This window comes from Roseovarius carneus (assembly GCF_020141465.1).
GTDB lineage: Bacteria > Pseudomonadota > Alphaproteobacteria > Rhodobacterales > Rhodobacteraceae > Roseovarius > Roseovarius carneus.
This window is the reverse complement of sequence record NZ_JAHSPD010000001.1, coordinates 2,404,485-2,419,011: the sequence shown is the minus strand read 5'-3', so window position 1 is coordinate 2,419,011 and position 14,527 is coordinate 2,404,485. Positions and strand designations below refer to the sequence as shown.

Below are 14,527 nucleotides of genomic sequence, written 5' to 3'. Positions count from 1 at the left end.
ATGGCCAATCCGCTTTACGATCAGTTATTTGGCCGCCATGCGGGGGCGCAGACGCCGTTTTTGCATCTCGCAACCGGCGTCACCCTTACCCATGACGCTTTCCTGCGCCGCGCCGCTCAATTTGCCCATGTTCTGGCCGGTACCGGCCTGCGCCCTGGCGATCGGCTTGCGGCGCAGATCCACAAATCGCCCGAGGCACTGGCGCTCTATGCGGCCTGCGCTCAGGCGGGTGTGGTCTTCTTGCCGCTCAACACCGCCTACACGGCGGCGGAATTGCAGTATTTTATCGAGGACTCCGGCGCGTCTTTGATCGTTTGCGATGGGGCGTCTGAGGTGGAAATGGCCGAGATGGCCTCCGATCTGGGGGCGCGTCTGGCGGTGCTGAATGCGGATGGCACAGGATCGCTCGCGATGGCCGCAGATGGCCAGCCAGAGATGTTCGACACCGCAGATAGGGGCGCGGACGATCTGGCAGCTCTCCTTTACACATCCGGCACAACCGGGCGCTCCAAAGGGGCAATGCTGTCGCAGCGCAACCTGCTAAGCAACTCCGAGGCGCTGGTTGAATGTTGGCGCTTTACCGACCAGGACGTGCTTTTGCACGCGCTACCGATCTTCCATACGCACGGACTTTTTGTGGCGACTAATGTCACGCTTATTGCGGGCGGCTCGATGATCTTCCTGCCCAAGTTTGATGCGGAAGAGGTGCTCACGCGTCTGCCAGAGGCCACGTCAATGATGGGCGTTCCCACATTTTATACACGGCTTCTCGACCAGCCCGGTTTTGACCGTGCGGCGGCGGCGCATATGCGGCTTTTCGTGTCCGGGTCCGCGCCGCTTTTGGCCGAAACCCATGCCAGCTTTGAGGCGCGCACAGGCCACGCGATCCTTGAGCGCTACGGCATGACAGAAACCAATATGAACACCACGAACCCTTATGACGGGGCGCGCCGCGCGGGCACGGTTGGGATGCCGCTGCCGGGTGTTGAGTTGAAAATCACTGATCCTGGCACGGGCGAAACCCTTGCGCAGGGCGAAGTCGGGCAGATCGAGGTGCGCGGCCCGAACGTCTTTCAGGGCTATTGGAAGATGCCCGAGAAGACCGCCGAAGAGCTGCGCGCGGACGGGTTTTTCATCACCGGCGATTTGGGGCTGATCGACGATCAGGGCTATGTGCAGATCGTCGGACGCGGCAAGGATCTGATCATTTCCGGTGGCTACAACATTTATCCCAAGGAGATTGAGCTGGTCCTCGACGCGCAGCTGGGTGTTTGTGAGAGCGCCGTGATCGGCGTACCGCATCCCGATTTTGGTGAGAGTGTCGTCGCGGTTCTGGTGGCCGAGAAAGACGCGCAGCCTGATATGGCACAGATCGAGATCGCTGTGGGCAAGGAGCTTGCGCGCTTCAAACATCCACGCCGTATGATCACGCTAGAGGCGCTGCCGCGTAATACGATGGGAAAAGTTCAAAAGAACGTGTTAAGAGAGACTTACAGCGCGATCTTTATGCAGAGCGAGAGTGTAGAGTAGTCTTGCGGGGCGTGCTTTGGTCATTTCTAATATTTACATAATAATGATTATGCGAATATTGGCCGATTTCTGGGTGGATTCACAAACGAAGTGCAAATTCTGTACTAAAACAGAGAGATGCATGGAGTATGAAGAATGGGAAGCCACTACTGTCATCTGAAGCTGGACGAACGGCGTAAGCTCGCAAAGTGGCTTGAAGCCAAAATGCCGGTATCAGAGATCGCGGATAGATTGGGTCGTGACCCCTCTACGATCTACCGGGACATCAAGCGCAACCGATACACCGACAAAGAGATACCGGAGTTGAACGGCTATCACGCGGTCGTCGCGCAGGATAAGTACGAGCGGCGTCGCGCGGTCCATCGCAAGATGATCGTAAACCCGGAGTTGAAGGCCGCTATTGAGGACCGTCTCAAAGCTGGTTGGTCTCCTGAACAGATCGCAGGCCGGATGCGCCTAGAACGTCATCCGATCCGCGTGAGCCATGAGACCATCTACCGCTTCGCCTATTCCAAGGATGGCCGCGCAGAGCAATTCTATCGTCACCTGCCGGAGCATCGTAAACGCCGCAGGCCGCGTGGACATCGACGCCACCAGCGTGGTCACATCTTTGATGCGCAAAGCCTATTCTACAGGCCCGAACGCATTGCTGAGCGGTCTGAGTTTGGCCATTGGGAGTGCGATCTGATGATGTTCCGGCGCGAACATGGAAAGGTGAATGTGACTTCGTTGGTGGAGCGCGTGAGCCGCTATGCTGTCGTCATCCGCAATGAGGATCGCACATCCAAACCGATCATGGAGTCCCTGATCAACGGCTTGGCACCGCTGCCCGCAGATGCACGTCAGTCAATCACCTTTGATCGCGGGACTGAGTTCTCAGCCTGGAAGCGTCTAAAGGACGGCATTGGTGCGGATGCATGGTTCTGTGATCCCCAAGCACCCTACCAGAAAGGCACTGTTGAGAACACGAACAACAGGCTGCGCCGTTATCTCCCCAGATCAACCGAACCGACGGCGCTCACAAATCGATATTTGAGGTCGATTTGCCACCGCCTCAATTCAACGCCGCGCAAGTGCCTTGGCTACCGAACGCCTGCTGAGGTCTTTGAAAGCGAACTGATGGAGTTACGGAACCGATTGGAGTAAAACAACATATCAGGAACTGCACTTCAGCGTGAGTTCACACCCTGGCCGATGTTATTATGCCACCTAAACGAAATCAGGCAGCCTGACCTCTAGAGATCAGGCTGCTCTATCTCAAGGTCTAAAAGAAAGCCTGAAGGCCGGTTTGCGCCCGCCCAAGGATCAGCGCATGGACATCATGCGTGCCCTCATAGGTGTTGACCGTCTCAAGGTTCATCATGTGGCGGATCACCTGGAACTCTTCGGAGATTCCGTTGCCGCCATGCATGTCGCGGGAATGCCGAGCAATCTCAAGGGCTTTGCCGCAGTTGTTACGCTTGATGAGCGAGATCATCTCGGGTGCTGCCCGCGCCTCGTCCATGAGCCGTCCTACCCGCAGCGCCGCTTGCAGGCCCAGCGTGATCTCGGTTTGCATGTTGGCAAGCTTGAGCTGGAAAAGCTGCGTCTGGGCCAGCGGCTTCTTGAACTGATGCCGATCAAGCCCGTATTGCCGCGCACCGTGCCAGCAGAACTCGGCCGCCCCCATGACACCCCACGCAATGCCATAGCGTGCGCGGTTGAGACAGCCAAACGGGCCTTTGAGTCCTTCGACGCCGGGCAAAAGCGCGTCCTCGCCAACTTCGACATCCTTCATCACGATCTCGCCGGTCACAGACGCGCGCAGGCTCAGCTTTCCGCCAATCTTGGGCGCGCTCAGACCCTTCATGCCTTTCTCAAGGACAAACCCACGGATTTTGCCGTCATGCGCGTCGGACTTGGCCCAGATGATGAACACATCGGCGATCGGGCTGTTGGAAATCCACATCTTGGAGCCGGTGATCCGGTAGCCGCCATCGGTCTTTACAGCCTTGGTCTTCATGCCCGCCGGATCAGACCCAGCATCCGGCTCGGTCAGGCCAAAGCAGCCGATCAGCGTGCCGGCGGAGAGGCCCGGCAGGTATTTCAGTTGCTGTTCCTCGGTGCCATATGCGTAAATGGGATACATCACGAGGCTGGATTGCACAGACATCATGGAGCGGTAGCCGCTATCCACACGCTCGATCTCGCGCGCGACAAGGCCATAGCTCACATAGCTGGCGCCAAGCCCGCCATATTCTTCGGGGATGGTCGTCCCAAGCAGCCCCATTTCGCCCATTTCAGGGAAAAGTTCAGGTGAGACCGTCTCCTCCGCATAGGCCTTGATGACGCGCGGGGCCAGCTTTTCAGCGGCAAAACTGCGGGCGCTATCGGCAATCATACGCTCGTCTTCGCTGAGCTGATCGTTCAGGTAAAAGGGGTCGGCCCAGTCAAATGTGCCCAGATCGGGCGCGTCTTTTGCTTTGAGGGTCTGTGGGGCGTCAAGGCTCATGGGAGCGGTCCTTTCATGGGGGATGTGCGTATTTCTACTGGACCATACCGCAAAATACGCTCAAACAATAGCGCAGAACCTGCATCAACCCATGAGTAAACCGCATAGATGGCCCTGCCCCGCCGCTTTTTGCCGTCGACCGCTGCCCTTCGCGCGCTTGAGGCGTTGGATCGTCTGGGCAGCGCGACCGCCGCAGCCGAAGCGCTGGACCTTAGCCAGAGCGCGGTCAGCCGCCAGATCCAGACGCTGGAGGAGCAGTTGGGTCTGCGCCTTGTGCTGCGCGAAGGGCGGCGGATGGTGCTGACGCCTGAGGCAAGCGCCTATGCGGCGGAGGTGCGCGGCGCGCTCAGCCAGATCGCGCAGGCCTCCATGAAACTCACGGTCAACCCTGCGGGCGGTAGCCTGAGCCTCGCGATCTTACCCACGTTCGGGATGCGCTGGTTGGTCCCGCGCCTGCCTGATTTTGCGCGCAGCCATCCAGAAGTCACTCTGAATCTCTCGACGCGTGTGCGCCCGTTTAGCTTTGCGTCAGAACCCTTTGATGCCGCAATATATTTCGGTGATGGGGATTGGCCGGGCACAGAGGTGATGCGCCTGCGTGGGGAGGCTGTGATCCCAGTTTGTGCGCCTGATCTCATTGCCGGGCGCATGCCCTTGTCCCCGGCTTCGTTGCAGGATCTGCCTCTTTTGCATATCGAGACGCGGCCTGACGCGTGGGCGGCGTGGTTCACGGCCCAAGGTGCGCCCGACGGGGATGCGCCTGGCACGATTTACGACCAGTTCGCCACGATCACGCAGGCGGCTTTGCATGGGCTGGGCGTGGCCCTCCTGCCCGATTACCTTGCGGAGCAGGACTTGGCGAGCGGGCGGCTTATCTCCGCGTGGGGCGGGCCTTGCCCCAGCCCCGGTGCGTATTACCTCGTTTGGCCACGTGGTGCGGCGCAAACCGGCGCGCTGGCCTCGTTTCGCGCATGGCTTGCCGCGCAAGCGAGCGATGAGGACATGCTGCCACGCTAACCCAGAGCGTATCCCGCGCCGCGCACCGTACGCAACGGATCGTCCCCGCCATGCTGACAGAGCGCCTTGCGCAACCGCCCGATATGCACATCGACCGTGCGGGTATCGACGTAGATATCGCGCCCCCAGACCCGGTCGAGAAGTTGTTCACGGCTCCAGACCCGGCCCGGCTTTTCCATGAAGGTGCTGAGCAAGCGAAACTCGGTCGGCCCCAGTTTGAGCGTTTCGCCATCGCGGGTCACGCGGTGCGTCTCAGCATCAAGTGCGATCCCCTGATATTCGAGCCGCTCTCCCACCGAGGCGGGCCGCGTGCGGCGCAACTGAGCGCGCACCCGCGCCATCAGCTCGACCACAGAATAGGGCTTTACCACATAATCATCGGCCCCCGTCTCAAGGCCGCGCACGCGGTCCACCTCCTCGGAGCGGGCCGAGAGCATGATGATCGGAATGGCGCGCGTCTCGGCGCGGGATTTAAGTTGGCGACACACCTCTATCCCCGAGACGCGCGGCAGCATCCAATCCAGGACGATAAGATCGGGCGGCCCTTCGCGGACAAGCTCCAGCGCCTCTTCACCATTCTCGGCACTCTGCACGGCAAAGCCGTCGGCCTCAAGGTTGTAGAGCAGAACCTCGCGCTGCGCCGGTTCGTCCTCCACCAGCAAAACGCAGGGTTGATCAATGCTCATCCCCTGCCCTCCCTCAAATATCGACGGGTTTGGTCGAGGTCAGATCACCCTTGGGGCGGCTTTCCTCGGGCATCTCGCCGGTGACGAGATAGATCACCTGCTCGCAGATAGAGGTCACATGATCGCCCATCCGCTCGGTGTTCTTGGCGATGAAATGCAGATGCATACAGGCGGTGATGTTGCGCGGATCTTCCATCATGAAGGTCAGAAACTCGCGGAAAAGCGCGTTATACATCTGGTCCACATCCTGATCGCGCAGCATCACCTCATACGCCAAATCCGCGTCACGCTGAATATAGGCGTCGAGCGCATCTTTCAGCATCCGCTCCACCTCACGCGCCATGCGGCGCAGCGCGGCGGGAGAGCCGTTGACGGGTGGAAGCTGCGCCAGAACCGTGGTGCGCTTGGCCATGTTTTTGGAGTAATCACCAATCCGCTCAAGGTTGGCGGAGATCTTCAGGACCGACAGGATCAGGCGCAGGTCAATCGCCGTGGGCGCGCGCAGGGCGATCACCTTCGCCACCTCCTGATTGATCATTTCCTCCAGATCATCAATCGCGCGGTCGCGGCGGCGGACGGTCTCTGCCAGCTCCTGATCTTGGGTCTCAAGCGAGGTGGCAGCATCAATAATGGCCTCTTCCACGAGGCCACCCATCTTCATGATCTGGGCCTGAATGACCTCAAGGTCGCGGTCAAAAGCCGAGGCGATATGTGTGTCTTGCATTGTGCTTACCCGATCCGGCCGGTGATGTAGGATTCAGTCCGTTCATCCACGGGGTTGGTGAAAATCGTGCTCGTTTCGCCGTATTCCACAAGGTTTCCAAGGTGGAAAAACGCGGTCTTTTGGCTGACGCGGGCAGCCTGCTGCATCGAGTGGGTGACGATCACGACCGAATAATTCGAGCGCAGCTCGTCGATCAGCTCCTCCACCTGCGCCGTGGCGATGGGATCAAGTGCCGAGCATGGCTCATCCATCAAGAGAACTTCTGGCTCGGTCGCAATCGCCCGCGCGATGCAAAGCCGCTGCTGCTGCCCGCCCGAAAGGCCCGTGCCGGGCGCATGAAGCCGGTCCTTCACCTCGTTCCAGATCGCGCCGCGGCGCAGGGCGCGCTCCACGATATCGTCCATCTCCGCTTTGTTGCGGGCAAGGCCGTGGATGCGGGGTCCATAGGCCACATTATCATAGATGGATTTGGGGAACGGGTTGGGCTTTTGGAACACCATGCCGACCTTGGCGCGCAACTGCACCGGGTCCACCCGGCGGTCATAGATATCCTCACCATCCATGCGGATGTCGCCTTCGATCCGGCAGATATCTATCGTGTCGTTCATTCGGTTCAAACATCGCAGGAAGGTGGATTTTCCACAGCCCGACGGACCGATGAATGCGGTCACCGTCTTGTCGACGATATCCACATCCACGTCCTTGATGGCGTGTGTGTCACCGTAGTAAACCTGCACGCCGCGCGCGGCGATTTTGATGTCAGTCTGGGTCACTTGCTTCTCCAGTTGGGCAGGCGCGTCATACATGGTTGGGCTCCGATCTTCCACCGCTCTACCACCGCCGCTCAAACCGGCGGCGCAGAAGGATGGCAATGATGTTCATGGTCAAAAGGAAGACCAGAAGAATGATGATCCCGCCCCATGCGCGCTCGTAAAACGCGGGGTCCGAGCGGCGTGCCCATTCATAGATCTGCGCGGGCATGGCCGAGTTGGGGTCCAGAAACCCCGCCGATATGCCATCGGGATAGTTCGTGGCAACATAGCCGACCATCCCGATCAGCAAGAGCGGTGCCGTCTCACCCAAGGCTTGCGCGAGGCCAATGATCGTCCCGGTCAGGATGCCGGGCATGGCGAGCGGCAAGACATGATGAAAAACGCTCTGCATCTTGGACGCGCCCACACCCAGCGCCGCATCGCGAATGGACGGAGGCACGGCCTTGAGCGAAGCGCGGGTGGAGATGATAATCGTCGGCAGGGTCATCAAGGTCAGCACCAATCCACCCACCAGAGGGGCCGATTGTGGCAGATGCGCGAATTGGATGAACGCGGCCAGACCCAGAATGCCAAAGACGATGGATGGCACGGCGGCAAGGTTGGAGATATTGACCTCAATGAGATCGGTCAGGCGATTTTTCGGCGCGAATTCCTCAAGATAGATGGAAGCGGCCACGCCGATGGGCAGGCTGAGGACCAGCACGACGAGCATCATGAAGAATGAGCCGATCATCGCGACCCCCATCCCCGCCTGCTCAGGGCGCGAGCCGGAGGCGTCCGCGCCAAAGATAAACGCGGAGTTGAAGCCCTTTGCGATCACGCCCACGCCAACCAGCGCATCTGTGAGGTCCAATTGCTCCACCGAAATATTCTTGTCGCGCGCCACATCCTCGCGGAACACGCGGTCCTTCATATATCCGTCCACGCGCGATGAGGCGAGGAGGCGGAATTCCACCGTCTCTCCCACGCGGTCGGGGTTGGCCAATACATAGTCGCGCACCTGCGCCGGGGCGGAGGCCGAGAGGAGGTTTTTCATATCACCGGGCTTGGATAGCGTCGTGTCGATGCCGCGCGCCTCAACCTCGGCCAGAAGGGCGCTCTGGATGAGCGGCGCATAGCCGAAGGTCGAGACCTTTTTCATCTCCTCCAGATCGCGATTGCCGTTTTTATCAAGCTTTGCGGGGTCGAGATAGACCTGCGCGGTAATGAAAGTCTGCTGAAATGCGCCCACACCGTTGCTCACGATGGAGGTGACGAGGATCAAGAGAAACACCACGCCAATCGCCACCGCCGTCAGCCCGTAAAAGCGAAACCGCGTCTCGGCGGCGTTGCGCTTTTTGGTACTCGCGTCCGCACGGGTCAGGCTGCCTTTGGGCGCTGGTGTCTGTGGTGTCTCGGAAGCAAGGTTCATGTCGGTCATTCGTATTGCTCCCGGTATTTGCGCACGATGTAGAGGGCGAAGACATTGAGGCCCAGCGTGATGATAAAGAGCGTCATACCAAGCGCAAAGGCCACCAGCGCCTCGGGCGAGGCGAAGTCATTATCGCCGGTAAGCTGGCTCACGATCTTGGCGGTGACGGTGGTCATGGCGTCAAACGGGTTCATGCTGAGCCGGGCCGCCGCCCCTGCCCCGAGCACGACGATCATCGTCTCGCCAATCGCGCGGGAGGCGGCCAGAAGGATTGCGCCGACGATGCCCGGAAGAGCCGCAGGCAGGATCACCTGTCGGATCGTCTCGGATTTGGTGGCCCCAATCGCATAGGAGCCATCGCGCATCGCTTGCGGCACGGCGTTAATGATATCATCGCTGAGCGAGCTTACGAACGGGATAAGCATGACACCCATCACCAGCCCCGCCGTCATCACCGCGGTGCCCGCCTGCATCCAGCCAAGGCCCTCATCGCCAAAGACCGTGACCAAGAGAGGCCCGACCGTCAGCAGCGCAAAGAGCCCATAGACGATTGTCGGAATGCCCGCCAAAACCTCGATCATTGGCTTGGCCATGGCGCGCACCTTTGGCCCCGCATATTCCGACAGGTAGATTGCCGCGAAAAGCCCGATGGGCACCGCGACCAGAAGAGCGATAATCGAGATATAGAGGGTGCCCCAGAGAAGCGGCAGAACACTGAGAGACGAGCCCCCCCCAAAGCTGGGTGACCATATAAGGCCAAAAAAGAAATCCGACGCCGGGTGCAGGCGGAAGAACTCCACCGTGTTGAACACGAGCGACAAGATGATGCCCAGCGTGGTCAGGATCGCCAGCGACGCCGCCGCGATCAAGAGCGCCATAACCACCTTTTCCACCACATTGCGGGCGCGGAAATCACGGTCCGTGCGGCGCAGCGCGAGGACAAACCCGGCAAGTGCCACTCCCAGCACCGCCAGTGTCATGGCCCAGCCTGCGGCGGCTGAAAAACTGCGGTAGGTTTGCGCCGCGCCCAGCATCGCCGGCGTCACATCCGAGCCGAGCGCCACGCCCAACCCCGCCAAACGCGCGCGCAGGTCTTGCGGATCAGTCATTCCGCGCGCCTCATCCGCGCTCAGGTCTCCTGTAGCCACGGCCAAGTCCAGCCCTTCGGCCACGCGGCGCACATCACTCATCACAAGGCTGATGGTGCTGCCCTCAGCCACGGCGCCTTCAGGCAATTGGCCCGCGATGCGCTGCTCCACGATAAGGGGCTGCGCGATCAGCCACAGGGCCAGAAGGCCAAAGCCCGGTAAAAAAATGCTCAGGGCGACATTAGCCCCATAGAAATGCGGTAGCGAGTGCAACCCACGTGCGTCACCGCCTGCCGAGCCAAGCGCACGCCCCCGGCCCAGCATGAAGCCGAGCACAGAGAGAAACGCGACGATCAAGACAATTACGAACGTTGGCATGGCAGCACCACCGGAATTGAGTATTTTGGCAAAAATCCTCGGGGGCAGCACCGCCGCCCCCGAAGGTTGGTTTGTCGTCTGGCTTAGCTACCGCCGCCCATGACCTGCTCGCCCGCGACCGCCTCTTGGGTCTGGGCAAGCTCAGGGTCGGAGACGAGGCCGTATTGTGCCAATGGGCCATCGGGACCTGCGATCTCATCAGAGATAAAGAATTCTGCGAACTCCTTAAGGCCGGGGATCACGCCGATATGCGCCTTCTTGATGTAGAAATAGAGCGGGCGCGACACTGGGTATTCGCCCGAGGAGATTGTCTCGGTCGAGGGCGAGACACCGCCCATGGTCGCGACCTTCAGCGTGTCGGTGTTGTTTTCATAGAAGGCGAGGCCAAATACGCCCACACCGTCAACATTGCTGTCGATGCGCGCGAGGGTCTCGGTATAGTCGCCATCGATATCGACCGATTTACCATCGGTGCGCACGGCCATACAGGCCTTCTCGGTGGCGTCCTCATCCATGCCCATATCCATCATCGCCTGCATCGCGCCGGTGTCTTCGCAGCCCTGAAGCAGGACCTTTTCCTCAAAGACTTCGCGCGTGCCGTGCTTGGTGCCGGGGATGAAAGCCGCAATCTCAACGGCGGGCAGATCGGCATTAGCGTCGGCCCATGTCATGTTGGTGTTCGCGCTCAGTGCGCCGTCCACGGGCATCTCAGCGGCCAGCGCGTTGAACCAATCGCTGGGTGTGAATGCAGTGAGGGCGGGACCGTCGATCTGGCTCGCGAAGACGATCCCGTCATAACCGATGCGCACTTCGATAATGTCCGTCACACCGTTCTCGGCACAGGCGGTCACTTCTTTTTCGCGTATTGCGCGGCTGGCATTTGCGATGTCGATCGTGTTCTCGCCGACCCCTTCACAGAACCGCTTGAGGCCCGAGGAGGAGCCGCCGGATTCGACCACGGGTGTGGGGAAATCAAAGTTCTCGCCGAACGCTTCGGCGACAATGGCGGCATAGGGCAGCACGGTAGAGGAGCCTGCAACCTGCACGTTGTCGCGCGCATGGGCAGCTCCCGCGCCAAGGGCCAGAATAGCTACGGCAGAGACGGTCATTTTGGGATGTGTCATGGATCAACTCCTGATTTCGCAAAGGCGGCCCCCCGCGTCTCGGGAGGTCCTGACGCAGGCCTAGACCCCCGCAACGACGCTTTTGTTACACTTTTGTAACAGCTTTATGACAATGCGCGGCGATACCTGTGGATGGTTTCGGAGGCGACGGCGGGAGGATGGCATGTCTCAGACATCCAAGGGCAGCAAGACGCTGAAAGTGCTGCCCTTTCCCAGAGCGCTCTCGATCCTGAGCCGCCCGCGATGGCGATTGATGATATGTTTTACAATCGCAAGACCCAGCCCCGTGCCACCCTTCTCGCGGCTGCGATGACCATCCACGCGGTAGAATCGCTCGGTCAGGCGGGGAATGTGCAGCGGATCGATTCCCGGCCCTTGATCCGTGATCGTGACCGCTGCCGCAGGGCGGCGCAGCGCGGGGGCCGCCTCAAGCTGCGTCAGGGTGATCCGCACCGCGCCCCCCTGCCCGCCATATTTCACGGCATTCTCGATCAGATTGGTGAAAACCTGCCTCAGCTGATCCGCATCGCCCGGCACCTTAATCGCTGCGTCCGGCAGGGTCAGCGCGAGAGCCGCACCCGCATCTTGGGTCAATGGGCGCAGCGTTTGGCACACTGATGTGAGCAGCGCCCCGAGATCTACACTCTCGCGTGGGCGCACACGTTCCTGCGCCTCAACCCGGCTCAGCGACAGCAAGTCATGCACCAGACGCTCCATCCGCGCCGCCTCGCGCGCCATGGTCCTCAAGAAGCGCTCAGTGGCCACCGCATCACCCTTGGCGGGGCCTTGAAGGGTTTCGATAAATCCCAGCAGCGCGGTGAGTGGCGTGCGCAACTCATGGCTGACATTGGCCACGAAATCGCGGCGCATCTGCCCTGCCTGCTCCAGATGGGTGATATCCTCAAAACAGACCAGAACCGCCTGCATGCTGCCCCAGTCCACGGGCCGCGCGGTCACGGTGTAGGTCACATCCGCCTCTCCTGCATTGGTCAGATAGCGCGCCTCGCGCGGGGCGTGGGTGCGCAGAGCGTCCTCGATGGCATCCAGAACTGTGGGTTGGCGGATGGCGGTGATAAAATGACGCCCCGTGATCGCCCCCCCCAGAAGCGCGCTCGCGCCGCTATTGGCGCCGATGATCCGCTCGGCGCGGCCAATCAAAAGCGCGGGCTGCGGGATCGCCTCCAGAAGCGAGGAGATGTCTGGCAGGCTCATCCGCCTTGCAAAACCTCAAGCCCCGCCTGAAAACGGCGCATATTGGCCTGATAGCCAAGCGCGCTGCGGCGCAGGCCCTCAATTGCGGCGTCGTCCAACTGCCGGACCACCTTGCCCGGCGCGCCCATCACGAGGCTGCCATCCGGAATCACCTTGCCTTCGGTGATCAGCGCGCCCGCACCAATCAGGCAATTGTCGCCGATCACAGCGCCGTTGAGCACGGTGGCCCCCATCCCGATCAACGTGTTGGACCCGATCGTGCAACCATGCAGCATCGCCTTATGTCCAACCGTGCAGCCAGCGCCAATGGTCAAAGGGTGCCCCATATCGGTGTGCAGCACCGCGTTTTCCTGAATATTGCTGCCCGCCCCCACGCTGATCCACTCATTATCACCGCGCAGCGTGGCGCAGAACCACACCGATGCGCCCGCCTCCAGCCGCACACGGCCCATCACATGCGCACCGGGTGCAATCCATGCGTCCGCGTCGATCACGGGTGTCTCGCCGTCAAGGGAATAGAGGGTCATTGGGTCTCCTCAAACTCGCCCTGAAGGCGGCGGATATGGTCGCTCAGCCGGGGTTGCTGAATGCGCTTGAGCCGCGCCGCACGCACGATTGAGATGAGCCGCGCCTCGGTCTGATCCAGATCGTCATTGACCAGAACATAGTCATATTCGCCCCAATGGCTGATCTCGTCCCAGCTTTTCTGCATCCGTTTGGCGATCACCTCTGGCGCGTCCTGTCCACGGCTTTCTAGGCGGCGGCGTAGCTCGGTGATGGAGGGGGGCAGGATGAAGATCGACAAGGTATGCTGGCTGAGATCGGAGTTCTGGATCTGCTGCGCGCCCTGCCAGTCGATGTCAAAGATCACGTCGCGCCCGGCCTCGATGGCGCGGGCCACGGGTGCTTTGGGTGAGCCGTAGAAATTGCCGAAGACATGGGCGTGCTCCAGCATCTCGCTCTCGGCCACGGCGGTGCGGAAGTCGGCTTCGGTCATGAAGTGGTAATCCTCGCCGTCCACCTCGCCCGCCCGCGGGGTACGGGTGGTGGCCGAAACGGAGAAATCAAGGCTGTCGTCCCACGCGCGCAATCGCCGCGTCAGGGTGGATTTGCCCGCGCCCGAGGGCGAGCTAAGGATGATCAAAAGGCCCCGGCGGCTGGCGGTCTTGGCATCACTCGACATTTTGCACCTGCTCTCGCATCTGGTCTATCACCGCCTTGAGGTCCAATCCGATGGACGTAAGCGCCACAGACCCTGCCTTGGCGCACAGCGTATTGGCCTCGCGGTTGAACTCCTGCGTCAGGAATTCCAGCTTGCGCCCGAGCGGGCTGCCACCCTGCAAAAGGGCACGGGCGGCGTCCACATGGGCGCGCAGGCGCACGATCTCTTCGCTCACATCCGCCTTCACGGCAAGCATGGCGAGCTCTTGTGTGATGCGCGCCTCATCGGCACCGTCCGTGTTGTCCATCACCCGGGCAAGGGCTGCTTTCAACGTGGCCTCGGCTTCGGGTCGGCGCGCGTCTGCGGCTTTTTCCGCCTCTTCGGTCAGACGGGCGACGGTGTCGATCTGCGCGCCGAGATCACGCGCCAGCGCCTGCCCTTCGGCAGCACGCATGGCGGTGAAGCTCTCTATCAAGGGCTCGATATCAGCCAAAAGGGCGGCTTTCAGCCCGGCTGTGTCTTGCTCCGCCGTGGCCGTCTCCAGCACGCCGCGCACATTCATCACATCGGCGGGGCGCGCGGGCGCAAGGTTGAGGCCCCGCGCCATCGCCGCGCGCTCGACCTCGGCCATGGCGCTCAGAACATCCTCAAGCTGCGCCGCGTTGATGCTGAGCCGCCCGCCGCTCTCCTCCGCCTGCACCCGCAGGTTCAGTGTGACATTGCCGCGCGCCACGGCCTGCCCCAGCCGAGCACGCAGCGCGACCTCAAGCCCTTCGACCCAATCGGGCGCACGGATGCGCAGATCAAGCCCTTTGCCATTGACGCTGCGCAGCTCCCAGCCCCAGGAAAACCCCGCCCCAGAGCCGCGCGTGGCGGCAAACCCGGTCATGGAATATATCACGCGTCGTCTCTCCGTCTGATGTCCCCTCTC

General features: G+C 61.0%; 14 protein-coding genes. 3 read left to right on the top strand and 11 right to left on the bottom strand.

The annotated features are described in order from the left end of the window. Together KUD11_RS12040 and KUD11_RS12035 are read left to right on the top strand one after the other, a co-directional pair. Positions 1-1,530 (top strand): malonate--CoA ligase, encoded by a 1,530-nt coding sequence (locus KUD11_RS12040; RefSeq protein ID WP_109384451.1) that lies wholly within the window; start codon positions 1-3, stop codon positions 1,528-1,530. 135 nt (positions 1,531-1,665) lie between these two features. Continuing rightward, positions 1,666-2,676: an IS30 family transposase gene (locus tag KUD11_RS12035; RefSeq protein WP_109384452.1), complete on the top strand. Its 1,011-nt coding sequence runs from the start codon at positions 1,666-1,668 to the stop codon at positions 2,674-2,676. A 118-nt stretch (positions 2,677-2,794) separates the two neighbouring features. On the opposite strand, the gene KUD11_RS12030 is transcribed toward KUD11_RS12035, so the two are convergent. Further along, positions 2,795-4,021: an acyl-CoA dehydrogenase gene (locus tag KUD11_RS12030; RefSeq protein ID WP_109384493.1), complete on the bottom strand. Its 1,227-nt coding sequence runs from the start codon at positions 4,019-4,021 to the stop codon at positions 2,795-2,797. A gap of 108 nt (positions 4,022-4,129) precedes the next feature. On the opposite strand from KUD11_RS12030, the gene KUD11_RS12025 reads away from it, so the two are divergent. Next, the gene (locus KUD11_RS12025; RefSeq protein WP_109384494.1) at positions 4,130-5,038 is read left to right on the top strand and encodes a LysR substrate-binding domain-containing protein; all 909 of its coding nucleotides are present in this window, start codon (positions 4,130-4,132) and stop codon (positions 5,036-5,038) included. On the opposite strand, the gene phoB is transcribed toward KUD11_RS12025, so the two are convergent. From phoB to KUD11_RS11975, 10 genes are all read right to left on the bottom strand, one after another. Beyond that, a complete protein-coding gene (phoB, locus tag KUD11_RS12020) occupies positions 5,035-5,724 on the bottom strand; it encodes a phosphate regulon transcriptional regulator PhoB (RefSeq protein ID WP_109384495.1) in 690 nt (229 codons plus the stop codon). The genes KUD11_RS12025 and phoB overlap by 4 nt on opposite strands. 13 nt (positions 5,725-5,737) lie before the next feature. Continuing rightward, entirely contained in the window at positions 5,738-6,448 is a 711-nt protein-coding gene (phoU, locus tag KUD11_RS12015; protein WP_109384496.1) for a phosphate signaling complex protein PhoU, read from the bottom strand. Between the two features lie 5 nt (positions 6,449-6,453). Beyond that, positions 6,454-7,254 carry a phosphate ABC transporter ATP-binding protein PstB gene (pstB, locus tag KUD11_RS12010; protein ID WP_109384497.1) on the bottom strand — a complete coding sequence of 267 codons (801 nt, stop codon included), beginning with the start codon at positions 7,252-7,254 and terminating at the stop codon, positions 6,454-6,456. 25 nt (positions 7,255-7,279) lie between these two features. Continuing rightward, positions 7,280-8,641: a phosphate ABC transporter permease PstA gene (pstA, locus tag KUD11_RS12005; RefSeq protein ID WP_109384498.1), complete on the bottom strand. Its 1,362-nt coding sequence runs from the start codon at positions 8,639-8,641 to the stop codon at positions 7,280-7,282. After that, on the bottom strand, positions 8,638-10,098 hold the full coding sequence (gene pstC / locus KUD11_RS12000) for a phosphate ABC transporter permease subunit PstC (protein WP_109384499.1): 1,461 nt from the start codon (positions 10,096-10,098) through the stop codon (positions 8,638-8,640). Before pstC ends, pstA begins: the two co-directional genes overlap by 4 nt. Before the next feature lie 83 nt (positions 10,099-10,181). Continuing rightward, positions 10,182-11,222: a substrate-binding domain-containing protein gene (locus KUD11_RS11995; protein WP_109384500.1), complete on the bottom strand. Its 1,041-nt coding sequence runs from the start codon at positions 11,220-11,222 to the stop codon at positions 10,182-10,184. A 168-nt stretch (positions 11,223-11,390) separates the two neighbouring features. Beyond that, entirely contained in the window at positions 11,391-12,434 is a 1,044-nt protein-coding gene (locus KUD11_RS11990; RefSeq protein ID WP_109384501.1) for a sensor histidine kinase, read from the bottom strand. Further along, positions 12,431-12,961 (bottom strand): gamma carbonic anhydrase family protein, encoded by a 531-nt coding sequence (locus KUD11_RS11985; protein ID WP_109384502.1) that lies wholly within the window; start codon positions 12,959-12,961, stop codon positions 12,431-12,433. The genes KUD11_RS11990 and KUD11_RS11985 overlap by 4 nt, the downstream gene beginning before the upstream one ends. Beyond that, a complete protein-coding gene (gene gmk / locus KUD11_RS11980) occupies positions 12,958-13,617 on the bottom strand; it encodes a guanylate kinase (RefSeq protein ID WP_109384503.1) in 660 nt (219 codons plus the stop codon). The genes KUD11_RS11985 and gmk overlap by 4 nt, the downstream gene beginning before the upstream one ends. Continuing rightward, positions 13,607-14,497, bottom strand: coding sequence for a YicC/YloC family endoribonuclease (locus tag KUD11_RS11975; RefSeq protein ID WP_181375254.1), 891 nt, complete (start codon positions 14,495-14,497; stop codon positions 13,607-13,609). Before KUD11_RS11975 ends, gmk begins: the two co-directional genes overlap by 11 nt. Between the last annotated feature and the right edge of the window lie 30 nt (positions 14,498-14,527).